At 36.2% G+C, this 24372-nt stretch carries 17 protein-coding genes, 2 tRNA genes, 4 pseudogenes and 2 riboswitches; of the genes and pseudogenes, 18 read left to right on the plus strand and 5 right to left on the minus strand.

Annotated features, from left to right (window positions below; all coding sequences use genetic code 11):
• The first annotated feature begins 7 nt into the window (after nt 1-7).
• From HRG09_RS19755 to HRG09_RS19810, 13 genes and pseudogenes are all read left to right on the plus strand, one after another.
• Nucleotides 8-79, plus strand: a tRNA-Gly gene (locus HRG09_RS19755).
• Nucleotides 80-89: 10 nt separating this feature from the next.
• Nucleotides 90-162, plus strand: a tRNA-Ala gene (locus tag HRG09_RS19760).
• Between the two features lie 160 nt (nt 163-322).
• A complete protein-coding gene (locus tag HRG09_RS19765; RefSeq protein WP_174102576.1) occupies nt 323-1468 on the plus strand; it encodes a glycerate kinase in 1146 nt (381 codons plus the stop codon).
• A 220-nt stretch (nt 1469-1688) separates the two neighbouring features.
• Nucleotides 1689-2582, plus strand: coding sequence for an arginase (gene rocF, locus HRG09_RS19770; RefSeq protein ID WP_174102577.1), 894 nt, complete (start codon nt 1689-1691; stop codon nt 2580-2582).
• Nucleotides 2583-2837: 255 nt separating this feature from the next.
• Nucleotides 2838-3665, plus strand: a complete 828-nt coding sequence (gene cdaA / locus HRG09_RS19775; RefSeq protein WP_174102578.1) for a diadenylate cyclase CdaA — start codon at nt 2838-2840, stop codon at nt 3663-3665.
• Entirely contained in the window at nt 3658-5106 is a 1449-nt protein-coding gene (locus HRG09_RS19780) for a CdaR family protein (RefSeq protein WP_174102579.1), read from the plus strand. The genes cdaA and HRG09_RS19780 overlap by 8 nt, the downstream gene beginning before the upstream one ends.
• Nucleotides 5099-6445, plus strand: coding sequence for a phosphoglucosamine mutase (gene glmM, locus HRG09_RS19785; protein WP_174102580.1), 1347 nt, complete (start codon nt 5099-5101; stop codon nt 6443-6445). The genes HRG09_RS19780 and glmM overlap by 8 nt, the downstream gene beginning before the upstream one ends.
• Nucleotides 6446-6731: 286 nt before the next feature.
• Nucleotides 6732-6916: pseudogene (locus HRG09_RS29080) on the plus strand (hypothetical protein).
• 12 nt (nt 6917-6928) lie between these two features.
• Complete coding sequence (gene glmS / locus HRG09_RS19790) at nt 6929-8731, plus strand: glutamine--fructose-6-phosphate transaminase (isomerizing) (protein ID WP_174102581.1); 1803 nt, start codon at nt 6929-6931, stop codon at nt 8729-8731.
• A 111-nt stretch (nt 8732-8842) separates the two neighbouring features.
• Nucleotides 8843-9109, plus strand: a pseudogene (locus HRG09_RS19795) (TnsA endonuclease N-terminal domain-containing protein); the annotation flags it as partial.
• Between the two features lie 30 nt (nt 9110-9139).
• Nucleotides 9140-11155, plus strand: a complete 2016-nt coding sequence (locus HRG09_RS19800) for a S9 family peptidase (RefSeq protein WP_174102628.1) — start codon at nt 9140-9142, stop codon at nt 11153-11155.
• 243 nt (nt 11156-11398) lie between these two features.
• Nucleotides 11399-11683: pseudogene (locus HRG09_RS19805) on the plus strand (iron chaperone); the annotation flags it as partial.
• Nucleotides 11684-11748: 65 nt separating this feature from the next.
• Nucleotides 11749-12150 (plus strand): annotated as a pseudogene (locus tag HRG09_RS19810) (hypothetical protein); the annotation flags it as partial.
• A 390-nt stretch (nt 12151-12540) separates the two neighbouring features.
• On the opposite strand, the gene HRG09_RS19815 reads toward HRG09_RS19810, so the two are convergent.
• Nucleotides 12541-13464: an NAD(P)-dependent alcohol dehydrogenase gene (locus HRG09_RS19815; protein ID WP_174102583.1), complete on the minus strand. Its 924-nt coding sequence runs from the start codon at nt 13462-13464 to the stop codon at nt 12541-12543.
• A gap of 194 nt (nt 13465-13658) precedes the next feature.
• Nucleotides 13659-13764, plus strand: a riboswitch (SAM riboswitch).
• A gap of 167 nt (nt 13765-13931) precedes the next feature.
• Between HRG09_RS19815 and HRG09_RS19820 the strand changes: the two genes are divergently transcribed.
• Together HRG09_RS19820 and mmuM are read left to right on the plus strand one after the other, a co-directional pair.
• Nucleotides 13932-15350, plus strand: a complete 1419-nt coding sequence (locus HRG09_RS19820) for an amino acid permease (protein ID WP_217448108.1) — start codon at nt 13932-13934, stop codon at nt 15348-15350.
• A 63-nt stretch (nt 15351-15413) separates the two neighbouring features.
• Entirely contained in the window at nt 15414-16373 is a 960-nt protein-coding gene (gene mmuM, locus HRG09_RS19825) for a homocysteine S-methyltransferase (protein WP_174102584.1), read from the plus strand.
• Between the two features lie 81 nt (nt 16374-16454).
• Here the strand turns inward: mmuM and yknW are convergent, their stop codons facing one another.
• Nucleotides 16455-17135 (minus strand): YknW family membrane protein, encoded by a 681-nt coding sequence (gene yknW, locus HRG09_RS19830; RefSeq protein ID WP_174102585.1) that lies wholly within the window; start codon nt 17133-17135, stop codon nt 16455-16457.
• A 133-nt stretch (nt 17136-17268) separates the two neighbouring features.
• Between yknW and HRG09_RS19835 the strand changes: the two genes are divergently transcribed.
• From HRG09_RS19835 to HRG09_RS19845, 3 genes are all read left to right on the plus strand, one after another.
• Nucleotides 17269-18987 carry a DUF3981 domain-containing protein gene (locus HRG09_RS19835; protein ID WP_174102631.1) on the plus strand — a complete coding sequence of 573 codons (1719 nt, stop codon included), beginning with the start codon at nt 17269-17271 and terminating at the stop codon, nt 18985-18987.
• 120 nt (nt 18988-19107) lie between these two features.
• Nucleotides 19108-20367 (plus strand): multidrug effflux MFS transporter, encoded by a 1260-nt coding sequence (locus HRG09_RS19840; protein WP_174102586.1) that lies wholly within the window; start codon nt 19108-19110, stop codon nt 20365-20367.
• 238 nt (nt 20368-20605) lie between these two features.
• Nucleotides 20606-21109: a hypothetical protein gene (locus HRG09_RS19845; RefSeq protein WP_174102587.1), complete on the plus strand. Its 504-nt coding sequence runs from the start codon at nt 20606-20608 to the stop codon at nt 21107-21109.
• Between the two features lie 218 nt (nt 21110-21327).
• Here HRG09_RS19845 and HRG09_RS19850 read toward each other — a convergent pair whose 3' ends face one another.
• From HRG09_RS19850 to HRG09_RS19860, 3 genes are all read right to left on the minus strand, one after another.
• Nucleotides 21328-21543 (minus strand): DUF3951 domain-containing protein, encoded by a 216-nt coding sequence (locus HRG09_RS19850; protein ID WP_174102588.1) that lies wholly within the window; start codon nt 21541-21543, stop codon nt 21328-21330.
• A gap of 111 nt (nt 21544-21654) precedes the next feature.
• The gene (locus HRG09_RS19855; RefSeq protein WP_174102589.1) at nt 21655-22125 is read right to left on the minus strand and encodes a YusW family protein; all 471 of its coding nucleotides are present in this window, start codon (nt 22123-22125) and stop codon (nt 21655-21657) included.
• A gap of 337 nt (nt 22126-22462) precedes the next feature.
• Nucleotides 22463-24103 carry a peptide ABC transporter substrate-binding protein gene (locus HRG09_RS19860; protein WP_174102590.1) on the minus strand — a complete coding sequence of 547 codons (1641 nt, stop codon included), beginning with the start codon at nt 24101-24103 and terminating at the stop codon, nt 22463-22465.
• 136 nt (nt 24104-24239) lie between these two features.
• Nucleotides 24240-24344, minus strand: a riboswitch (SAM riboswitch).
• Nucleotides 24345-24372: the final 28 nt, after the last annotated feature.

Raw genomic sequence — 24372 nt, forward strand, 5'->3', positions numbered from 1 at the left:
CATTTTTGCGGAAGTAGTTCAGTGGTAGAATACAACCTTGCCAAGGTTGGGGTCGCGGGTTCGAATCCCGTCTTCCGCTTTTTTACTTCGGGGCCTTAGCTCAGCTGGGAGAGCGCCTGCCTTGCACGCAGGAGGTCAGCGGTTCGATCCCGCTAGGCTCCATTATAAATTAGAAAAAACCTTACATCAAAAGATGTAAGGTTTTTTGTTTATCCTGCTTAATAAGGACAAGTTTCCATTCATTTCGTTTACAATAGAAAGATAGAGTAAAATAGGCTTCGAATTAAAGCTTGTTTGGATACGGGGAATGGGGGGATGAGTGTTGAAAATTGTTATTGCATCTGATTCATATAAAGAAAGCTTACGAGCGATAGAAGTATGTAAGGCTATTGAAAAGGGATTTACTAAAATTTTTCCTGAAGCTGAGTATGTAAAAGTCCCAATCGGAGACGGAGGAGAAGGTACTGTCCAGTCCCTTGTTGATGCTACGGGTGGAAAGATTATTTCACTTTATGTAACAGGTCCACTTGGAGGGCTTGTAGAGGGATTTTACGGCATTTCGAAGGATGAAAGAACGGCTTTTATTGAAATGGCAGCAGCATCTGGATTACATCATGTTCCAGTTGACAAGCGAAATCCTCTCATCACAACAACAAAAGGAACAGGAGAGCTTATATTAGATGCGCTGGATAAAGGCGCACAGCACATCATTTTAGGGCTTGGAGGAAGTGCTACGAACGATGGGGGGACTGGCATGCTTTCTGCCCTAGGTGTAAAGTTTTTAAAGAAAGATGGACAAGTAATAGAACCTGTCGGTGGAAATTTACATTCAATTGATTCTTTAGATTTAGTGAATTTGGATTCTCGTTTAGCACATGTAAAAATAGAAGCAGCGTGTGATGTAGATAATCCTTTAACAGGACAAAAAGGAGCATCTTTTGTATTTGCAAAACAAAAGGGTGCTAGTAGAGAAATGATTGTACAGTTAGATTATAACTTAAAGCATTATGCTCATTTATTAAAACAGCAGTTACATATTGATGTAGAAAAGATTTCAGGTGCAGGAGCAGCGGGGGGATTAGGTGCAGCAGTTGTTGCTGTACTACAAGGGGAATTAAGAAAAGGAATTGAAATTGTATTGGATTATACAAATTTTGATGAACATATAAAAGAAGCCGATCTTGTCCTTACCGGTGAAGGAAGAATAGATGTACAAACAGCTTATGGAAAAGCTCCAGTTGGGGTTGCTAGGCGTGCGAAGCAATTTCATATACCTGTTATAGCTATTGGAGGTTCTGTACTATCTAACCACATTTTAGTGTATAAAGAAGGAATAGATGCTGTGTTTAGTGCCACATCAAGTCCAATGACACTAGAAGAAGCTTATATAGTAGCAAAGGAAAATATTGAAATAACCGCACGAAATATCGCATCTGTATGGAAACTAGCATCAGAAAAACGTCTCTAATATAGGAGGCGTTTTTTTATTTTCAATTATTTATGAATACATGTGCAATGAGGTTTCTGTAGAAAAGGTTCATTTTATACATGAAATTTCTTTAGGATATAGATTTCTACGTAGATATGGGTGAATAGAGTGTATATACATACAAAAAAATGTCGAGTTGAGTCAGACTATATAAAAGATTTAAAATATTTAGTGAAGGCATAAAAGGGGGAGACTATCTATGAAGAAAGAAATTTCAATCGTTGGAGTTCCAATGGACTTAGGACAAATGCGTCGCGGGGTTGATATGGGACCAAGTGCAATTCGTTATGCGGGAGTAATTGAAAGAATTCAAAATATTGGGTATGACGTAGAAGATATCGGAGACCTATGTATTGAAAGAGAACAGGAGATAGATGAAAATACAAAATTAAGAAACCTTACACAAGTTGCAAATGTTTGTGATGAACTAGCAAGTAAGGTTGATCGTATTATAGAAAAAGGTCGTTTTCCACTGGTACTAGGTGGAGACCATAGTATTGCTATTGGGACACTTGCAGGAGTGGCAAAGCACTATAAAAATTTAGGAGTTATTTGGTACGACGCACATGGGGATTTAAATACGGAAGAGACATCGCCGTCTGGTAACATTCACGGCATGTCACTTGCAGCGAGCTTAGGATATGGACATCCTTCACTCGTTAATTTATATGAAGAGTATCCAAAGATTAAAAAGGAAAACGTTGTTATTATCGGTGCACGTGCATTGGATGAAGGTGAAAAAGATTTCATTCGTAATGAAGGAATTAAAGTATTTACAATGCATGAAATTGATCGTATGGGTATGACTGCTGTTATGGAAGAAACAATTGCTTATTTATCTCATACAGATGGTGTTCATTTATCATTAGATTTAGATGGACTTGATCCACATGATGCGCCAGGAGTTGGCACACCTGTAACTGGTGGGCTATCGTATCGTGAAAGCCATTTAGCGATGGAAATGTTAGCAGAGGCTGATATTATTACATCTGCTGAGTTTGTTGAAGTAAATCCAATTCTAGATGAGAAAAATAGAACGGCAACAACGGCGGTAGCTTTAATGGGTTCTTTATTCGGTGAAAAACTAAAGTAAATGTAAGAAAAGCAGCTGAGATGCTGCTTTTTTTATTTTAAAATGAGAGTATAATAGTGAGTTATATTATACCGTTCTGCAAAAAAAAGTTCGACATCTTACCAATTTCCACCAAGGCGGTAATGTCGTTTGTAATTGTCGTTTCTTTCATGTATGGTATAATTAACTAGTTGTTGTAAATACATACAGATAGAGCAGAATAATAATATTTCAGTATATGGATAAAATTGCTCAGAAGTAGGAGGAAGGGTTAGCATGCCTTTTGGAGATATGAACCTTTTGAAATATCTCAGTACGATATTAGACATCGCCGTTGTGTGGTTTGTTATATATAAGCTAATTCTTGTAATCCGAGGCACAAAAGCTGTTCAACTTTTGAAAGGGATTACAGTCATTATTATCGTTCGTATATTAAGTTATTTATTTGAGTTGCATACATTGCAGTGGCTCACAGACCAAGCTTTGACATGGGGATTTTTAGCCGTAATTATTATTTTCCAACCAGAGCTTAGACGAGCGCTTGAACAATTGGGAAGAGGAAGCTTATTCTCCCGTGCAATTGGTCAGGAAGAAGAAGAATATGAAATCGTTGCGAATGCAGTGGCAAAGGCAACCGAATATATGGGTAAACGACGTATTGGTGCGCTTATTACGTTATCTAGAGAAACTGGAATGGGAGATTATGTGGAAACTGGAATTCCTTTAAATGCGAATGTCTCATCAGAACTTCTTATTAATATCTTTATTCCAAATACGCCACTTCATGATGGAGCAGTTATTATGCAAGGAAATACGATTAAAGCAGCAGCTTGTTACTTGCCATTATCGGAAAGCCCGTTCATATCAAAAGAATTAGGAACGCGCCACCGGGCTGCGATGGGAGTTAGTGAAGTCACTGATAGCATTACAGTAGTTGTATCAGAAGAAACAGGCCAAATTTCTTTAACTAAAAATGGAGAATTACATCGTAATTTAAAAGTCGAACAGCTGAAAGAAATGCTTTTAGCAGAGTTTAGTGGAAATGTGAAAACAACTTCTTCATCTTTATGGAATTGGAATTGGAGGAGAAAGCGTCATGGATAAGTTAATGGAGAACCACTGGTTTTTAAAAGGAATTTCATTACTATTGGCGTTCATGCTTTACATGTCAACGAATTTGTCAGACAAAAATACAACAGGGAATAAGAATACATCACCGTTTCCAACAGGTGATATAACTGAAACAGTGTCTAACATTGTAGTAGCAGTAAACTACGATGAAGATAAATATATTGTAAACGGCATCCCGAAGTATGTAAAAGTAAAATTGGAAGGACCCAAAAACGTGATTACTGCAGCAAGATCACAACGCGAGTTTGGTGTATCTTTAGATTTACGTGGGTACTCTACTGGAACATATGATGTTCCTTTAAAATATACCGGGATGGAAAACAATTTAAAAGCAACCGTTCAACCAGAGAAAGTTAAAGTTACGATTCAAAATAAGGTGAAAAAATCATTTCCTGTGGAAGTGAAGTATTCAAATGAGAATCAAATGCCGGGTGGTAGTATGGGGGCTAATCCAACTATTAAACCAGGGACTGTTGAAGTTACCGGTACAGAAGAGGAACTAGCAAAAGTTGCGCTTGTCAGGGCGTATATTGATTTGAAGGGGATAACAAAAACAGTCACAAAGACAGCTGAAATTGTATTGTATGATGAGGATGGACGGAAGTTAGACTTACAAGCAACACCGTCTAAAGTAAATGTTACAATCCCAGTTTCAAATTCAACTGCGACAAATAATATTGAGAAAACAGTTCCATTAACTTATGTGAAAAAAGGAAATGTACCGGAAGGGCTAGCTGTTACAAATATCAGTATCGAGCCAAATGAGGTGACAATAGCGGGTCCCAAAGATGTTTTGGATAATATAAAGTCCTTGGAGGGCGTCGAAGTAGATCTTAGTAAAATTACGGAGTCTACAACATTCGATGCCTCTGTTTTATTACCGAAAGGTGTAACAAATGTAAGTCCCAGCCAAGTCAAGGTTTCTGTCGAAGTGCAAAAGCAAAAAAGTACAAAGCATAAGACAATCGACGGCATTTCTATACAAAAAAATGGACTATCAGATGAATTCACTTTACAACTACTTTCTCCGCAAAATGGAGAGATAAGCGTTGATATTTCAGGGGAAGCAAGTATAGTAGATAAAATAACAGCAGCACAAATAACAGCGGCAATTAATCTACAAAATATATCTCCTGGTACGCATGATATTCCAATTCAGGTTAGTGGTCCTAATGGTATTTCAATAGAAGCGAAACAAAAAAATGCGAAGGTAACTCTTGTTAAGAAAGAAAAACCAGATCAAGAAGTACAAGGTAAGCCAGAGCAACCAGATTCACCAAAAGATAATGAGACTGAAACAGAAAAACCAAAAGAAGAGGATCAAAACAAAGAACCTGAAAAAGAGAATGAAGAAAAACAAGAGGAAACTCAAAAACAAAAAGAGCAAGAAAAAGGAGCGAATAGCAATGGGTAAATATTTCGGTACAGATGGTGTGCGCGGTGTCGCGAATGAGGAATTGACGCCTGAATTAGCGTTTAAGATTGGACGTTTTGGAGGATATGTATTAACAAAAGATACAGATCGTCCAAAAGTTATTATCGGTCGTGACACACGTGTGTCTGGTCATATGTTAGAAGGGGCGTTAGTAGCAGGTCTATTATCAACTGGAGCTGAAGTTATGCGCCTTGGCGTTATTTCAACTCCTGGAGTTGCTTATTTAACAAAAGCACTAGATGCACAAGCAGGTGTTATGATTTCAGCATCTCATAACCCAGTACAAGATAACGGAATTAAATTCTTCGGTTCAGATGGATTTAAACTAACTGATGAGCAAGAAGCAGAAATTGAGGCTTTATTAGATAAGGCAGTAGATGAATTACCACGTCCAACAGGAACAGAACTTGGACAAGTGAACGATTACTTTGAAGGTGGACAAAAATACTTACAATACATTAAACAAACTGTAGAAGAAGATTTCTCAGGCTTACATATTGCTTTAGATTGTGCACATGGGGCAACGTCTTCTTTAGCACCATATTTATTTGCAGATTTAGAAGCTGATATTTCTACAATGGGAACTTCACCAAACGGCATGAACATTAATGATGGTGTTGGTTCTACGCATCCAGAAGGCCTAGCAGAACTAGTAAAAGAAAAAGGTGCAGATATTGGACTTGCATTCGATGGCGATGGAGACCGTTTAATTGCAGTAGATGAAAAAGGAAACGTCGTTGATGGCGATCAAATTATGTATATTTGTGCAAAATACATGAAAGAAACTGGTCAGCTAAAACATAACACAGTTGTTTCAACAGTTATGAGTAACTTAGGTTTCTATAAAGCGCTTGAAGCAAACGGTATTACAAGTAATAAAACAGCAGTTGGTGATCGCTACGTAATGGAAGAAATGAAACGCGGTGGTTATAACCTTGGTGGTGAACAATCTGGTCATATTATCTTACTTGATTACATTACAACTGGAGATGGAATGTTAAGTGCACTTCAGCTTGTAAACATTATGAAAATGACGAAAAAACCATTGTCTGAGCTTGCAAGTGAAATGACAAAGTTCCCACAATTATTAGTGAACGTTCGTGTAACAGACAAAAAATTAGCATTAGAAAATGAAAAAATTAAAGAAATTATCCGTGTGGTAGAAGAAGAAATGAACGGAGATGGTCGTATCCTTGTTCGTCCTTCTGGAACAGAACCACTTATTCGTGTAATGGCAGAAGCACCAACACAAGAGATTTGTGACGGATATGTACATCGTATTGTAGAAGTTGTGAAAGCTGAAGTTGGCGCTGAATAATTCGTTGATTCTATACAAAAAAGGAGCACAAAGAGTGCTCCTTTTTCATATGTTTTATAGACAATGAAAAATTTTTATTGACGGTTTATGTTGTTTGTTATAAGATTGTCTTGTTCTTTTTCTCAAAGTAAATATAGGAATTTTAAAAGCGCCAGAACTACAAGTTGTGTAGTTGACGAGGAGGAGTTTTATCGAGGTTTCGGCGGATGACTCCCGGTTGTTCATCACAACCGAAGGCTTTTACTTAAATCACTAAGGTGACTTGGTGGACAAAGGTAAAAGTGTGATGAGAGAAAAGGAACGGATGAATACTAGCTGTATAAGAAGTATACGGACTTAAACCCAATCGAGAGGAAGGTGAAAGCCGTTACAGACTTACAGGGCTAGCAATATGTAATCCGTTTTTTATATATAAATAATGGGATCGGACTATGTCGTTACATGTTCGCAGAGCAATGTAAGCATTTGTAACGGCGACTAAACATGTGTGGAATCGTAGGATTTATTGGAGAGCAGGATGCAAAGGAAATTTTATTAAAAGGTTTAGAAAAGCTAGAATACCGCGGATATGATTCAGCGGGTATTGCAGTACAAGCAGAGAACGGTGTTGTTTTATACAAAGAAAAAGGCCGTATTGCAAAACTTCGTGAAATCGTAGATGGGGACGTAGCAGCAAGCGTGGGAATCGGTCACACACGCTGGGCTACACACGGTGTTCCAAGTACAGTAAACGCACATCCGCATCAAAGTACATCAAAGCGCTTTACGCTCGTTCATAATGGTGTAATTGAAAACTATGAACTAGTGAAAAAAGAATATCTTCAAGATGTAACGTTTGTAAGTGAAACAGATACAGAAGTTATCGTGCAGCTTATGGAACAGCAAGTAAACACAGGATTAAGTGTAGAAGACGCATTCCGTCAAACGTTATCGATTTTACATGGTTCTTATGCGATAGGGTTACTTGATGCTGAAAATCCAAACATGATTTATGTTGCTAAAAACAAAAGCCCGCTATTAGTAGGTGTTGGTGACAACTTTAATGTTGTTGCGAGCGACGCAATGGCGATGTTACAGGTTACAGATCAATTTATCGAGTTAATGGATAAAGAAATGGTAATCGTAACACAAGAAAGTATTACAATTAAAAACTTACAAGGTGAAACGATTGAGCGTGCACCGTTTACAGCGGAATTAGATGCAAGTGATATTGAAAAAGGAACATATCCTCATTTCATGCTAAAAGAAATTGATGAGCAACCACTTGTAATCCGTAATATCATTCAAAAATATCAAGATGAAAATGGCGAAATTGAATTAAATGAAGACATTCGTAATGCGATTTTAGATAGCGATCGTATTTATATTATTGCATGCGGAACAAGTTATCATGCAGGGCTTGTTGGAAAGCAATTCATTGAGAAATTTGCAAAAGTACCTGTAGAAGTACATGTAGCAAGTGAATTCTCTTACAATATGCCATTATTAACAGAAAGACCATTCTTCATTTACATTTCACAAAGTGGTGAAACTGCAGATAGCCGTGCAGTACTTGTACAAACAAATGAAATGGGTCATAAAGCATTAACAATCACAAACGTACCAGGTTCTACGCTTTCTCGTGAAGCAGATTACACATTACCTTTATATGCAGGACCAGAAATTGCAGTTGCTTCTACGAAAGCTTACACAGCTCAGCTTGCAGTGCTTTCAATCTTAGCAGCTGACATTGCAAAAGCTAAAGGTGAAGTTCTTGATTTCGACTTAACACACGAATTAGGTCTTGTAGCGAATGCAATGGAAGTGCTTTGTGATCAAAAGGAAGAAATGGATGCACTAGCAAAACGATTTTTGGCAACAACTCGCAACTGCTTCTTCATCGGACGTAGCGTAGACTTCTTCGTAGGATTAGAAGGGGCGTTAAAATTAAAAGAAATCTCTTACATCCAAGCAGAAGGATTTGCTGGTGGAGAATTAAAACACGGTACAATCGCGTTAATTGAACAAGGTACACCAGTTATCGCACTTGCTACACAAGAGCACGTAAACCTTGGGATTCGCGGTAACGTGAAAGAAGTAGTAGCACGCGGAGCAAACCCATGTATCATCTCAATGAAGGGCTTAGAAATGGAAGGTGACAGCTTCGTACTACCAGCTGTACATGAAGCATTAGCACCGCTTGTAGCAGTTATTCCATTACAACTTATCTCATACTACGCAGCGCTTCACCGTGAGTGTGATGTTGATAAGCCTCGTAACTTAGCTAAGTCTGTTACGGTTGAGTAGGAAATTAAGCAATTTATAATCTTTTTGTAGATTTAAAATAAAGTCGCGATGTTTATAAAAAAGTTGCGAAGCTTCGCCCCTTTGGATATGGTTATCTAAAGGGGTGTTTTTGTGTCGAAAAGAAAAAGAACATCTAAAATCGATAAGTGGATTAAAGAGGGGCGAGAAACTGGCAGTGGGGGAGATTATCAGCCTTGGCTTAAAATTCAAGATGTTTCCTCATTAGGTCGGTCGACAAGATTAAAAGGTATAAAAACCGGCAGACAACATGAGTTTTTATCGGATTTGGAACGGAACTACTTTTATCTGACTGAATTTTCTGATTTTATTTTGGATATTCGTGAACAATTTCCTTTATTACCACAAGAAGAGACGATAGATTACTAGACATTACGAGGGGGGGTATTAATAAAAATGATTGAAAAAACATATCTAAGTATAGAAGAGATTATTTCATTACCAACCTTATCAGGTACAAATATAAGTGATGATGGCAAAAACGTAGCATTTGTCAAGAAGACAGCTAACTGGAAAGACAATAAATATAGGAATCATGTATGGATATATGAAAAAGATAAGGGGCAGAGCTACCCATTAACAACTAGGGATATAGATAGTACATACCCATTATGGTCTCCAGATTCTAGATATATCGCATACCTTAGCCCAGTTGGTGACAGGGATAATAAGAAAAATCAGATCTTTGTTAAGTCAATAGATGGTTATAGTGGGGTTCAAATTACTGATGAGAAAGAAGGGGTCAGTAAATTCAAGTGGGAGCCTACTGGCAAGGGTTTTTATTATGTTGCACAGTCAAAAGAATCTGAGGCGATAAAGAAACGTAAGGAACTATATGGAGATTTCCATCATATAGGTAAGGAATACAAGAATAATTGTTTATATTACATTGAAAAAGAAAAAGTGATAGAAAATGATAAATATGAACACCCGAAAAATTCTGATAGTGCTGGTAAGAATAAAGATGAGCACGAAAATAGCGTTGTTTATCAACTAACTGATGGTAAGGATTTTCATATCCATGAATTTGATATTTCAAATGATGGGAAAAAGGTTGTATTAATGGCTACACCAAGCCCAAATATGGGAGATTATATTAATGGAGATCTATACATACTAGATATTAAAGCTGGAGAACTACAAAAGATGAATATAGATAAGTTGTTGGGAGGGAGCGTTTGCTTTTCTCCTGAAGGCAGCAAAATATGTTACTCAGCAAGCATAAGGGAGAAGGATTACTATAAGACCCATATACAAGACAGTACATTAGAGATATATGATATTAATAATGAGGAGCTAATTCAACCTTTAACAGATTTTGATAGTACGGTTATTCCATTACGGTGGACAGCTAAAGGAATTTTAATTAGATGGCAGAATAAAACTAATTATCTTATTGGGTTGTTATCTGAGAATGGCACTGTGGAAATGTTAAGCGAAAAAGTAGATAGCTTTATAATGGATGCTTCTATAACAAGGGATGGAAATCATATATCCTATAGTAAGGCTATTACAAATGAAACCTTTGAAGTCTATTTAGACGATAAAAAAATAACGAATGAAAATAGCTTTTTCAAAGGAAAGCTTAAAAGTAACAGGGAAATAATCTCATGGCAAAGTAGTGATGGTCTTGAAATAGAGGGAGTTTTATCAACCCCAGTAGAGTTTGACGCAAATAAAAAATATCCCTTATTAGTGGTAATCCATGGTGGTCCAGCTTGGGCATCATTTCCAATATTTTCAGACTGTTTTAATGAGAAATATCCTATTGAACAGTTTATCGAAAAAGGCTTTATAGTTTTAGAACCAAACTACAGGGGAAGTTCTGGTTATGGTAATGAGTTCTTAAAAGCAAACTATAGAAAACTGGGAATTGCTAACTACGATGATGTTATATCTGGAGTGGATAAACTAGTTGACAAAGGGATTGCAGATAAAGATAGAGTAGGGGTTATGGGATGGAGCAACGGAGGATATATATCAGCTTTCTGTTCTACATTTAGTAGTAGATTCAAAGCTATTTCAGTTGGAGGTGGAATTACTAATTGGAGTACCCATTATGTAAATACAGATATACCTTACTTTATTAGGATGTATTTAGGAAATAATCCATGGAATGATCCAGAGATATATACTAAAACATCACCAATGACATATATTGGATCAGCCCGTACCCCCACTTTAATCCAGCATGGCGAAAAGGATGCAAGAGTCCCAACTCCAAATGCATATGAGCTATATCAAGGATTAAGGGATATGGAAGTTGATACAGAATTAATTATATTTAAAGGAATGGCATATAGTTCTGACCAGCCAGGAATTAATGTGGCTATTATGAAGCAGAATTTGATGTGGTTTTCACACTATATTCTTGGAGAAAGTATGAAAGATTTTAGGGTTTTATAATGGATATCCTTACAGGATACATAAGGATGAAACAGTCTTCATAAGGAAGCTTTTTTTCTTATTTAGCCTGTGATTGTAGCTCTATGATTTCCATGTGAATTTCCACTGTATAATACTCTAGCAACTACATTGACTTACAATTGTATAGCAACGTTATGGTATTAAGCTCCCTTTACCTTTATAGGTGTACGGAAACGATTCGTGTAAAAGCTGCAATAGGATAAAAATGTGGATCAGATATGGAAATTTCCAAATCTAATGCTAAAAATTGCGTGGAATCAGCCTATGTTTACCGATCATGGCACATTTATTATTGGTTTTAGCATTGCCAAACATCATTTGGCAGTTGCACCTGAAAAGGTAGGGATTGATCATTTTTCTGATGAAATTGTGCAGGCTGGCTATGATTACACCAAGCAGTTGGTACGTATCAAATGGGATAGTCCGGTTGATTTCTCATTACTTGAGAAAATGATCAAGTTTAATATTTTGGATAAGGCAGACTGTTCAACTTTTTGGTGGAAATAAAAAAGCGGATTATTAAGGATGAACTGAACCCCGAATAGGTCCACTTTTTTAGTGTCCACTATTCGGGGGTTGGTATTTCAGTAGGATTATTGGTGATAACTCAAAAATTTGCATATGGAATGTTAGAATTACAAACTCCAATCTATTTCATTTTTTCAGTTGGTTTGTATATTTTTGCTTTGTATCATTATTATAAAAGTCATGTTAAAAAACTTCAGGCACCAATAAAGGAATCAAAATCACTGAAAGGAAAGAGCGGTTTTAGGGTAGTGGCTTTTGTAGGATTAGGTCAACTCATTGCTAATATCAGTCTTGGTTTTGCAACACAACAGATGGTAGCAATTGTATTAATGTGTGTATACTCAATGCTTTCGTTTATTTTGTATCATTTCATTATGGAGCTTCATAGGTATTATTATTTACGGAAGCATATAGAAGGTGAGGGGAAAATACATACAACCTATTAAAGAGACTCTATTGCATGTTAAGTATATAATTGCATTCCTCTTATAGTCATTAAAGGCTAGGGAAAATAGAAGTTGTTGTAAGCAGGTGAAGTATACAATGCCACTTAATACATACTTTTAAATCCTCCAATTTTCACTTTAGATAGTGAACTATATTCAAAAATCAACTATCGGGGAGCTTTAGTTGAATAAAAATAATTAAACTTTATTCGAAACCTACATAATAATGTGGCTTTGAAATAAAGTCACGGTGTTGTCCTCCTTTAGATATGATTATCTAAAGGAGGATTTGTTATGTTCAAAAGAAAAAACAATTGAAGGTGAATGAAAGGAGGTTATGATACAGGAACAGGCTATTGGTATATGAAGTGCATAGAATCAGAAACATTTTTAAGTTTTGTTAGGATTATCTAAAGTTATTACTACATTTCCTTTTTTGTGCCCTTTCTCTACATATTTATGAGCTTCAGGAATTTGTTCTAGTGGATAACGTCTATCGATGACGGATGTTATTTTCTCTGCCTCGATAAGCTCTTTGAGGAAAAGTAAATCTTCAGTACGTACTTTTGCTATCATTCCTTCGACTGACACGTATGTCCCGTTCGAAGTGAGTGCTTTCTTGCAATTAGATTTGGTGTTTTTCCCGACTGCATCAAAGATAATCTCATAGCGTTCTTCTCTTTCTGTAAAATCTTCTTTCGTGTAATCAATTACGTTATCAGCCCCTAAAGATTTTACTAACTCTAAATTTGTAGTACTACAGACCCCGGTAACTTCTGCCCCAAAGTATTTGGCAAGCTGTACCGCGGAAGTTCCTACGGCTCCAGAAGCTCCATAGATAAGAACTTTTTGCCTACTTTGGATAGTTGCTTTTCTAAGAAAATGTAATGCTGAAGTTCCACCAAAAAGAACAGCAGCGGCTTCCTCATAATTCATGTTTTCCGGTTTCGGTGCTAACAATCCATCTTCAGGTATACATGTGTACTCAGCGTAAGCCCCAACACTCATCCCCGTTAATGCAAAAATTTGATCCCCTTTCTTGAATTGTGTTACATTTTTTCCTATCTCTTCAATTTCTCCTGCCAATTCTACCCCCAATATAGGTTTTCTCGGCTTTCTAAGACCTAGGATGATTCGCATGGGAATCCAGTACAAAAGAGGACTATTGAAACCTCGAATTCTACAGTCCCCAGATGTTACTGTTGTCGCATGAATTTTTACTAGTACCTCATTATCCTTGGGGATAGGTTTTTCGACCTCTTTGAGTTGAAGAACATCAGGTGGTCCGTATTTTGTGCATACAATTGCTTTCATAGCGAGCCTCCTTTAATCATTTTAATCCCATGATATTTTCTCTATTTTAAAAAAATGCTCTTTTCTATTGTTCTTTTATAGAGTTTATTTCACTTTAGTGGATATATGATGTGATAGATTTAGAACTTGCATGTTGACATAAAAATCATTCAGGAATATAATTTTTATTAATTTAAAAATTCAATAAATAAATTCACTTATCAAGAGAGACTGAGGGACAGGCCCTATGACGTCCGGCAACCTCCGAAATTCGGAACGGTGCCACTTCCTGCAGAATGGATTCATTCTGAGAGATAAGCCATCATATAATTTTTATGGACGATGCCTCTTTCAGATGAAAGAGGCTTTTTTATGTTGTAAAGGAGGGGGAGTATAAAATTTAATAGTTTTTTGAATGGATATAACTGTTTCCAAGCATTTTTAATGCTATATTGCACGGAAAAATAATTAGAAGAGGTTGGATTATTATGGAATATACAAATGAAGATAGTCAAACAAAGCTGCAAAGAACGATGAAGAGTAGACATTTATTTATGCTTTCATTAGGGGGAGTAGTTGGGACAGGGCTCTTTCTAAGTTCGGGATACACGATTAATCAAGCAGGTCCAATCGGAACAATGATTGCATATTTAATTGGTGGTTTGATTATGTATTTGGTGATGTTATGCCTTGGAGAGTTAGCGGTTTCAATGCCAGTTACTGGAGCTTTTCATACATACGCAACGAAATATATAGGACCTGGGACTGGCTTTACGATTGCTTGGATGTATTGGCTTACTTGGACTGTTGCATTAGGTTCGGAATTTACGGCTTCAGGTCTACTTATGCAAAGGTGGTTTCCCGATACTTCGGTTTGGATGTGGAGTGCAATATTTGCTGCAACCATTTTCCTTTCCAATGCTTTTTCAGCAAAATTCTTTGCAGAATCAGAGTTTTGGTTTTCCAGTATTAAAGTAGTCACCATATTATTATTTATTATTTTAGGTGTGGGAGCTATGTTTGGTATTCTTTCTATGAAAGATGTATCTTCAGCACCTATGCTATCAAACTTTATTGGGGAAGATGGGTCTTTTCCAAATGGTTTCTTTCCAATTTTCATGACTATGCTTTCAGTAAGTTTTGCTTTTTCAGGAACAGAATTGATTGGTATTGCGGCTGGAGAGAGTATAGACCCAGAGAAAAATGTACCGCGGGCAATCAAAAATACTGTTTGGAGACTCTTTATCTTTTTTATTGGTACAATCTTTGTTCTTTCAGGGTTAATTCCTTGGAGAGAAGCTGGAGTAATTGAAAGTCCGTTCGTTGTAGTCTTTGATAGGATTGGTGTACCGTATGCCGCAGATATTATGAATTTTGTTATTTTGACGGCATTACTTTCAGCTGCGAACTCAGGGTTGTATGCCTCATCTCGTATGCTATGGTCCCTTTCAAAAGAGAAGATGATCAATCCTTCTTTTGCAAAATTAACATCAAAAGGAATTCCTCTTCATGCTTTAATTTTTAGCATGATCGGTGGATGTTTATCTCTTCTTTCTAGTATAGTTGCACCTGATACTGTGTATATCGTTCTTGTATCTATTTCGGGTTTTGCGGTGGTCGTTGTTTGGATGGGAATTGCAGCTTCACAATTTATGTTTCGGAGACGTTTCTTAGAACAAGGTAATTATGTAGAGGATTTGAAATATAGAACCCCTCTTTATCCAATCGTTCCTATTGCGGCTTTTCTATTATGTTTTGCATCTTGCATTGGTATAGCTTTTGATCCTAATCAAAGGATAGCTCTTTATTGTGGTATTCTATTTTTAGCTTTATGTTATTTTACATATTACTTAAAAAGTAATAGAAATCGCCCACGGGCAATAAAAAAATTGAATGATGCAAGATAATGGACTCTTTTTGGTTAAAGCTCTTTGGATTTTAAAATCATTATGAAAAGGCGTGTGATTCCTATGAATAATTATCGTAACGTAAATCCGATAGAAAATATTTTAAGAGAATTTCCATTGATGATACTAGATGGTGCAATGGCTACGGAGCTTGAGCGTCATGGCTATGATTTGAATGATAATCTTTGGTCCGCGAAAGTTCTTATAGAAAATCCAGAGAGTATAAAACAAATACATATGGATTACTTTAGAGCAGGTGCGGATTGTGCGATTACTGCCAGTTATCAAACGACTGCCGAGGGTTTTATCAAAAGGGGATTGAGTGAGGCAGAAGCATTCCAGCTTATCAAAAAATCTGTTCAGATAGCTACAGAAGCTAGAGATGAATTTTGGTCAGACAGTAGCAATCATTTTAACCGCCCAAAACCTTTGGTTGCAGCATCAATTGGGCCATATGGTGCCTTTCTAGCTGACGGCTCGGAGTATCGAGGGGATTATAATGTAACGGAAGATGAATTAATGGATTTTCATAGAGAGCGTATGGAGATCCTTATTCATGCCGGGGCAGATGTCCTTGCTTGTGAAACGATACCGTGTTTAATAGAAGCTAAGGCAATTGCTAGATTATTAGAAGGGTTTTCGGGAACTTATGCGTGGATTAGTTTCAGTGCAAAGGATGAACTGCATATTTGTAGTGGAGAATTAATTACAGATTGTGCAAAATGGTTGGATAAGAGTGAACAAGTAGCAGCTGTGGGAATAAACTGCACACAACCTCGATATATTCCTTCTCTTATAAAAGAAATACGTCACCAAACTAACAAACCAATTGTTGTGTATCCCAATTTAGGTGAAGAGTATGATCCGAAAACTAAGACCTGGCATGGAGCACCAGTTCAAGAGGACTATGGGACTAGTGCTCAAATTTGGTATGAATGTGGAGCGCAATTAATTGGTGGATGTTGCAGGACGAAACCTGAAGATATAAAAAGAATTGTAGGTTGGGCACGAGAAAAATTATAAAACATGTGGATGAAAAAGAAGATCGTAAAACCTGTCCTTAAAAAGAGTGGATTTTACGATCTTTATTTTTAATATTTTAGGTTAATGCATCTGTGTAATCCCCTGCATAATCCCACCTATACTCATTAAAGCAGTTGTAATGATAAATAACACAATCACAAGTACCATAACTTTCTTCTTATGTAATTCCGTTAAAATATATAACCCAATACCTAAAACGATATAGTACCAAATGGCGAATACATCTATCCTTTGCGCCATAGCATGTAAGATGAGGTTATCGGTTAATAAGGATGCTAAACTCGTATAGGAAATTTGATAATTTCCTAGTAAAATAGCGATGGTTCCGTTCAATAACATCCCAAGTTTCATAATGAATACGGAATAGAGCGTAACGCAAAGTAATTCTTTATAAGTCGTGTCGACTCCAAAAAAGATCATGATGTTTTTATAGAAGATAGGGGCGAAAAACACGGATATTATGCCGCTAACTGCAGTAAAGCCGAAAGTGGTTAAGAAAGTAATATGAGTAGGGATTTGAAAAGCAGAATTACTATTCATTTGTTTTATTGCAGGATTATTTAGTGTGACATATGAGAAAAGAGCACTTGTAATAATTGTTAAAAGTAGGATTATGAATAACGGTACTATAATTGGCTTGTGAGTACGCATTCTTTGGAATTGTAGTGCGGGTGATGTAATCATGCTGAATAAAGATGGTTTTTTCATTAAATCATTTTTAAAAGCTGTATTTGTTTCCATATGTATGCTGTCTCCCTTTATGAATTTATTTCCAATTTTATCATAAAGATATTTTATATTCCCATTTTTACCTCATTACCCCTTATTTGGTATACTAAAAGGAAAGACACAATAAAAGGAGACATTACCTTTGATTAAATTTATAGTTTTAGCCATTCTCACATTGTTTTTGATTCCATGGACAAGGAGCGGTAAGCCACTTCGTACAGTGGATAAAGAAGGATCTGAGAAAGTTGTAAAGAAAAAGGCGGCAACGACTTTAGTTATTCCGATTCTACTTTGGATTGGTATTGCAATCTATGAATATCTTTGGTTAATTGATGACCGCGTGGATTCGATTCTTACGCATTATTCTGTTGTAATTGCAGTATTAATTGGAGTAGTCCTGGTTTCTCAGGAGAGAAAAGGGAGATTAGAAGTTAAGTTGAAAGCGGCAGTAATGTTTGCTTTACTTGTATCTTACGGCTATTTTGGTTACTTGCATGATATAGTAATCTCGCAAAATAAATATGATTCAGTTGTAAAAGTAGAAAAAGATATTTCAGAGCCATTTACTGAAAATGACCAACCGTTTACTGTTCCTCCGAAAACGGCAGAAAATAAGATGAAAAAGGTATTTGGGGATATTCCAAAAGTCGCGTATTTTGAATTAGGGGAACTTACACCACAAATGGTGAATGGAGAAGCGTTATATGTAGCTCCAATCGAGGTTTCTGGATTCTTTAAGGCTCGTAAGGCAGAAGCAATTCCAGGTTATGTGACGATGTCAGGTACAAACCCTGATGCGGAGGCAAAATTACATCTTGGTTATAAAATGAAATACGTACCAAGTATGTTTTTCGGTAATAAATTGGAACGTGTTGTTCGAAAAGCAGAACCAAGCCTTATCTTTAAAGGAAAACCGAAGTTTGAAGTAGATGATAAAGGCAAACCATACTATACAATGACATATGGTGAATTTATTTCAGGTCGATCTGGATTTGAAGTACAAGGTGTTGTAGTTGTAGACGCGCAAACAGGTGATGTAAAAAGATATGATAAAGGGCAAGCACCTAAGTTTATTGATGGTGTCTTAAATCATGAAACAGCAGCAATGCTAAATACGTATTTCGGTAAGTTCATACATGGTTTTTGGAACACGAAGTTTTCTCAAAGTGATGTAAAGATTCCAACTGAATGGGGAACGAAGGAAGGGGTTACACCAATATTCGGGAAGGATAGAAAATTGTATTACTTTACAGATTTCACTTCTCCAAAAGAGGGTGTCGATTCCGCTTTAGGTTACTCCTTAGTGGATGCACGTACAGGAAAGCTTTATTACTATAATGGAAAAGAAATAAAAGGAATTATGGATGGTTCAGCTGCTACAGAAGTGGTGGATAATTCCTTCAAGAGGGAGAAATGGCATGGAACAATGCCTGTAATTTATAATGTATATGGTAAACCGTCTTGGATTGTACCTGTTATTGATGACGGAGGGTTAGTACGTGCTCATACCGTGATCTATGCTTCAAACGCAAAAGTATCTGCGACAGGTTCAACGCAAAAAGAAGCGCTTGAAAAATATAAAAGTGTGCTAACAGGAAGTGGTGATTCATTCCGTCCAACTTCTAGTGGAAAAGAAGCACAAAAAGAAGGCGTTGTACAACGTGTTTATAAAGAGAAATCTGGAGAAAATACAATTGTCTTTGTACTACTAGAAAATGAGCAAAAAGTATTTATGATTTCTGCAAAAGATTTCCCATATGCTATGTTTACAGAAGTTGGAGATCTAATTCAAATCACATATTTAGACACAGGAGAAACAATGTCTTCTGTATCTAAATTTACAAATGGCAACTTGAAAAAGTAAAGCGATAGAGATTCTATCGCTTTTCTCTTTTCGTTGCATAGGAAAGTACGATATACTTGACGTATATTTAATGTTGTAACTATAATTGTTACGATTTGAAGTTTATATTAGAAAGGGTGAATGATGGAAGTGAATGAAGTTAATCACGATGTATATAAACCTGTAAAAGCAAACAGGTTATGGACGATTCTTGTATTAGGGACACTTACAGCAATTGGACCATTGTCCATTGATATGTATTTACCGTCTTTACCAAAGCTAACGGATGATTTACAAACGAATGCTTCTCTCGCTCAGCTTACTTTAACAGCTTGTTTACTAGGGCTTTCGGTTGGACAATTATTTGTTGGGTCAATTAGTGATATTTATGGACGGCGCAAACCGCTTATTATTGCTCTTATTATTTATGTTGCATCTTCTTTACTTTGTGCTGTTGCACCATCTATTTGGAGTTTAGTGTTATTACGTTTCTTACAAGGAGCTTCAGGTTCAGCTGGGATTGTTATATCTCGTGCGATGGTACGTGATATGTACTCAGGCTCTGAGATGACGAAGTTTTTCTCACTACTTATGCTAGTAAATGGAGCAGCACCGATTTTGGCTCCAATTATTGGAGGACAGTTATTGCAGTTTACATCATGGCGTGGAGTCTTTATCGTTCTTGGAGCGATAAGTGTATTTATGTTAATATCCGCTACTTTTGTATTAAGGGAGACATTACCTCTTGAAGAGAGGGAGACAGGCGGTTTAACAGGAACATTATCAACATATGGAAAGTTATTAAAAGACCGTTTATTTATGGGATATGCTTTGTCCCAAGGTTTAGTGTCAGCGGCGATGTTTGCTTATATTTCGGGATCACCGTTTGTGTTGCAAAATATATACGGAGCAACACCACAAGCATTTAGTTTATTCTTTGCCATTAATGGTATTGGTATTATTATTGCCAGCCAAATTACCGGGCGTTTAGCAGGGAAGTTGAGTGAGAAAACATTGTTTGTAGCAGGTATTGGTATTGCTGCATTTGGTGGTATTTCCTTACTTCTTACGATTGTATTAGAAATCGGACTAATTGGTGTTTTATGCTCATTATTTCTTGTTGTGTCAAGTGTTGGGGTGGTATCGACAACAGGTTTTTCACTCGCGATGAGAAACCAAAAACAAGCTGCTGGTACAGCTTCTGCTTTACTTGGATTGTTACAGTTTATTTCTGGAGCACTTGTTGCACCTTTAGTGGGGATTGGAGGTAGTAATACTGCACTTCCTATGGGTATTGTAATTGCTCTTTGCGAAGTGGGCGCAGTTTTATGTTATATCTTTATGGCAAATCGTAGTGAAAAGCAGCTAGTACTTCAAGAAAAGCAAAATATAAATGCATAAAGAATGCTGAAAAAGAGCTGATTCAAAATTTGTTTTGGATCAGCTTTTTATGTGTGCTTACATTTATATAAGATGTAAGGAAGGAGTTATGGAGATCCTGGTCGTATAAAGTGACGATACTGTGACAAAAATGGTGGTGTGTGTATAAAAATAGGATCATAAGTACAAAGTTTGAATGGTTCTCGTTATAATAGCAAGAGGAGACAAGTAGTAAACGTAGATAAAAGGAGAGTAACAAATGAAGAAAGTATGGGGTATTGCCTTGCTTGGAAGTATGCTTCTTCTAGCAGGATGTAATGGAAACAAGGATGTAAAAGAATCAAAAGAAAAAGTAGAGCAGTCAACTGCTCAGTCAGAAGAGATGAAAGCATATCGTGATGTGCATAAGAAGTACGATGAAAAAATGAACAAAGAACTAAATGAATCCCTGAAGTTATGGGAAGAAGCAAAAGAAAAAGGTGGGAAAGCTTTAGTTCATCCGAAGTTTAAAGAAGATGTACAAAAAGTAACAGCAAGTATGCTAGAAGATATTGATCATGTTCGTAAAGAAATTCGTGTTCCGGAATCAAAAGAAGAAGAACATAAGCTATATATTGGCTTCTTAGATGAAACAGAACAAGCAATAAAAAAATTAGAGAAATTAGCGAAAGAAGAAGATTCATCATTAATTCATGATATAGAGGTTCATTTCTCGACAGCTTCAACATACTATAAACGTTTTCTGAAAGAATTTCAAAAATAACCTTGCGATGCGCAAGGTTATTTTTAGAATGTTGGGAAACCAGAACTGGAAGACTCTTGTTTTTTGTCGTTTTTTATCGATTGGTCGATATCCCTTGTCGAATCTCCGATATATTTATATATTGTGAGAAATGGTCTATATATTTGAAAAACCGCTGATAAAATTTCATTGACCATTTTAAACCAAAAGATTCTCGGGATTTCACTATGTTTCTTCTGCTATTTTTTCTTTTTCCCATCCCCGTTTTCATCTTCAGCTACTAAAACTTTCTGTTCTTCGTGAAATTCTGAAATTGTTTGACTGGTAATGTTGTCAAAAGGGGTGTAAAAGGAAGTGATATTTTTCCTTTTTATAAATAGTTTATAGAAGCCGATTACAACTAATATTACAATTGTTAACGGTAATCCTATAACGGCCATAAGTAAAGGATCCATGGTAAATCTCCTTTTTATATCTGGTTTAGAATACATGATTGGCTCTGAACCAAGTTTACGATATGCCAAAAAATAAACAGAAATAAAGAAGTAGGCAAATCGCCTACTTCTTTATTTTATTTCCTTCTTATACTCTTTCTTCGTTCCATCTGAGAAAACAACTTCTAATTCGAACTTTTGATAGTCTTTATCAAGTTGGAATACGTCGACAACTTGATCGATTACTTCTTGATCTGGAGTATCTTTATCGAATTTTAATTTTTGAAGAAGAGGGCCTAGTTTTGTTGCAGCTTCATCACCTGTTAATTTTGCATCTGTTTTATGATCTTCAATTTTAGCTTCCATTTGTTTTTCGTTTGCTTTATTTTTGTAGTCTGCGTCATAATCTTTTTTCGTATCTTGATAGTCAGTATCTAAACTGAATTCATTAAAATTAAGCTTTAAATCTTGCGTTGCTTCCTGCTTTGTTTCTTCAGTTGTTTTCTTGTTCTCAGATGCTGCATTATCCTGAGTATTTGCGTTACACGCTGTCATTACGGGTACAAGCATAAGAGTTAAAAGAATTGAAAGTAGAATTCTCATTATATATTCCTCCTTATTGTATCTTTCCTTCTATATAAGTTTTTCCCATTTTTATGTAATTATGTATGTATTTGAGATAAATTATTTCCCGTGACGTATGTGGCGACTGGTTATTTTACGATAGTATTTGATGGTGGGAATTTAAATAAGAATATTATTTCTCTATTATTTATAATTGTCATCAAACAAATTGTAGCTTTGATTGTTGGGGGGTATCATGTGTATCAAAAGGAAAGAGATATGTGGAAAAAGAAGCCGAAAAAAGGCATCCTCTTGAAGGATGCCCTTTTTTCTTGAAATTGAAGCTTTTGCTAAAATGAAATGTTACAAGAGTAGTTTACTTCTCAACTTTTGCCCATTTGAAGTTAAGTGGCCCCGCAAAATCAACTTCAACTATGCCTTTGACATAAGAACGCTCTAAGTATGTTGTTCCATTTTGATAAAGAGGAGAGATAACGGCATCTTTAAATAAGATTTTTTCTGCTTGTTTTAAAGCTTCCCAACGAGCTTTTTCATCACCGGCTAAGTCATTTTTTACTTTTTGGATTAGATCATCAAATTCTTTGTTAGAATAGTGATCTAAGTTGTATGAGTTATCAGTTGTAAATAACTCTAAGAATGTAATTGGATCGGCAAAATCCGGGCTCCATCCGTCAATAGCAATCTCATAATTTCCTTGTAGTAATAATGTGACTTGTTGTTTACGTGGTTGAGGCTTAACATTTACTGTTAATCCTTCTAAATTTTTCTCTAGTTGTTCTTTTAAATATTCACCTGTTTTTCTAGGTAGATCGCCATCACTTGTTAATAATTCAATTGAAATTTTATCAGATCCTAATTCTTGTTTTGCTTGTTTCCAAAACTGTTGCGCTTCTTTTGTGTTTTCTTTTGTTAAATTACCATTCTCTTCGCGGAAGTCTTTTCCATTTGGCTCTTTGGCGAAATTTTTTGGCACTAGAGAATAGGAGGGTAGAGAGCCATCATTTAAAAGCACATTTACAAATGCTTTCTTATCTATCGATTTATCGATTGCTTGACGAACATTTATATTTTGTAACGTTTTATTTTTCTGGTTCATACGTACAAATTGTACCCCAACATCTGGTCGTTCTTTAAAGTTACTATCTTTGCGATATTTATCAACAAGATCAGATGTTAAAGTAAGTCGATCAATTTGTTTTGATTCATATAAATTAACAGCTGTTGAATGATCTTTGACAACATTAAAATTAATTTCTTCAAGTTTCACATTATCCTTATCCCAATAGTTGTTATTCTTCTTGAACTTAAAGCTTTGTTCATGTTTCCAATCACTTAATGTAAAGGCACCATTATAAAGAATCGTGTTATCTTCTAAAGCATATTTATCACATTGTGATTTGAAGAATGCTTCATTAATTGGTAAGAATGTTGGAAATGCCGTTAAACTAATAAAGTAGGGAACAGGGCGCTCTAATTCTACTTCAAAAGTGTGATCATCGATTGCTTTTACTCCAAGCTGATCGGCCGTAAGTTCTTTATTATTAATCTTTTTCGCATTTTTTATATCAAAAAATAGAAATGCATATTCAGAAGCTGTCGCTGGATCAACGGCACGTTGCCAAGCAAAGACAAAATCTTTTGCTGTCACAGGAGTACCGTTTGACCATTTCGAATCTCGTAAATGGAACGTATATTTTGTTTTATCAGAACTTACCTCATGAGATTTTGCCACACCAGGAACAGGCTTATTTCCTTCACCGAGGTTATATAAACCTTCAAATACGTTTCTCATTACTTGACCAGAGTCAGTATCTGTAGCACGTGCAGTATCCATCGTACGAATTTCTGTACCAGTGGCTAAGTTCAACACTTGTTTATCAGGAGCTTTATCCTTTGCTTTTGCTCCGCTTGTTTCGTCTTTATAGCTACCGCATCCCGTTAATAAAATACTTGCTCCTAAAACAGATGCGACAGCAGGTACAAATCTCTTTTTCATGTAAAATTCCTCCCTAAATTGTTTGGTTATTAGTTGATGAACAATTTGTGAGGGAAAGAAAAATTCCCTCTTTTCTTATCGAGAAAGAGGGAATTTTGTTTACAAGGCATGTACCTGTATATAAACGAAGTCCCTCATTCTATCTTTCAAGCATAATGCTTGCAGGAAGTGGCACAGTATTCAAAGTGAACCTGTTGCCGAGGTTTCAAAGGGCCAGTCCCTCCACCTCTCTTGATACAATGAGTAAACATAATGATTTGTATTAATTT

Source organism: Bacillus sp. Xin1 (genome assembly GCF_013314535.1).
Classification (GTDB): Bacteria; Bacillota; Bacilli; order Bacillales; family Bacillaceae_G; genus Bacillus_A.

What these genes read in the sequence shown, in the direction of transcription:
- rocF (WP_174102577.1), top strand. Translation starts at nt 1,689, where the DNA reads ATGAAGAAAGAAATTTCAATCGTTGGAGTTCCAATGGACTTAGGACAA.
- cdaA (WP_174102578.1), top strand. Translation starts at nt 2,838, where the DNA reads ATGCCTTTTGGAGATATGAACCTTTTGAAATATCTCAGTACGATATTA.
- HRG09_RS19780 (WP_174102579.1), top strand. Translation starts at nt 3,658, where the DNA reads ATGGATAAGTTAATGGAGAACCACTGGTTTTTAAAAGGAATTTCATTA.
- glmM (WP_174102580.1), top strand. Translation starts at nt 5,099, where the DNA reads ATGGGTAAATATTTCGGTACAGATGGTGTGCGCGGTGTCGCGAATGAG.
- glmS (WP_174102581.1), top strand. Translation starts at nt 6,929, where the DNA reads ATGTGTGGAATCGTAGGATTTATTGGAGAGCAGGATGCAAAGGAAATT.
- HRG09_RS19815 (WP_174102583.1), bottom strand. Translation starts at nt 13,464, where the DNA reads ATGAAAGCAATTGTATGCACAAAATACGGACCACCTGATGTTCTTCAA.
- HRG09_RS19820 (WP_217448108.1), top strand. Translation starts at nt 13,932, where the DNA reads ATGGAATATACAAATGAAGATAGTCAAACAAAGCTGCAAAGAACGATG.
- mmuM (WP_174102584.1), top strand. Translation starts at nt 15,414, where the DNA reads ATGAATAATTATCGTAACGTAAATCCGATAGAAAATATTTTAAGAGAA.
- yknW (WP_174102585.1), bottom strand. Translation starts at nt 17,135, where the DNA reads ATGGAAACAAATACAGCTTTTAAAAATGATTTAATGAAAAAACCATCT.
- HRG09_RS19840 (WP_174102586.1), top strand. Translation starts at nt 19,108, where the DNA reads ATGATGGAAGTGAATGAAGTTAATCACGATGTATATAAACCTGTAAAA.
- HRG09_RS19845 (WP_174102587.1), top strand. Translation starts at nt 20,606, where the DNA reads ATGAAGAAAGTATGGGGTATTGCCTTGCTTGGAAGTATGCTTCTTCTA.
- HRG09_RS19850 (WP_174102588.1), bottom strand. Translation starts at nt 21,543, where the DNA reads ATGGATCCTTTACTTATGGCCGTTATAGGATTACCGTTAACAATTGTA.
- HRG09_RS19855 (WP_174102589.1), bottom strand. Translation starts at nt 22,125, where the DNA reads ATGAGAATTCTACTTTCAATTCTTTTAACTCTTATGCTTGTACCCGTA.
- HRG09_RS19860 (WP_174102590.1), bottom strand. Translation starts at nt 24,103, where the DNA reads ATGAAAAAGAGATTTGTACCTGCTGTCGCATCTGTTTTAGGAGCAAGT.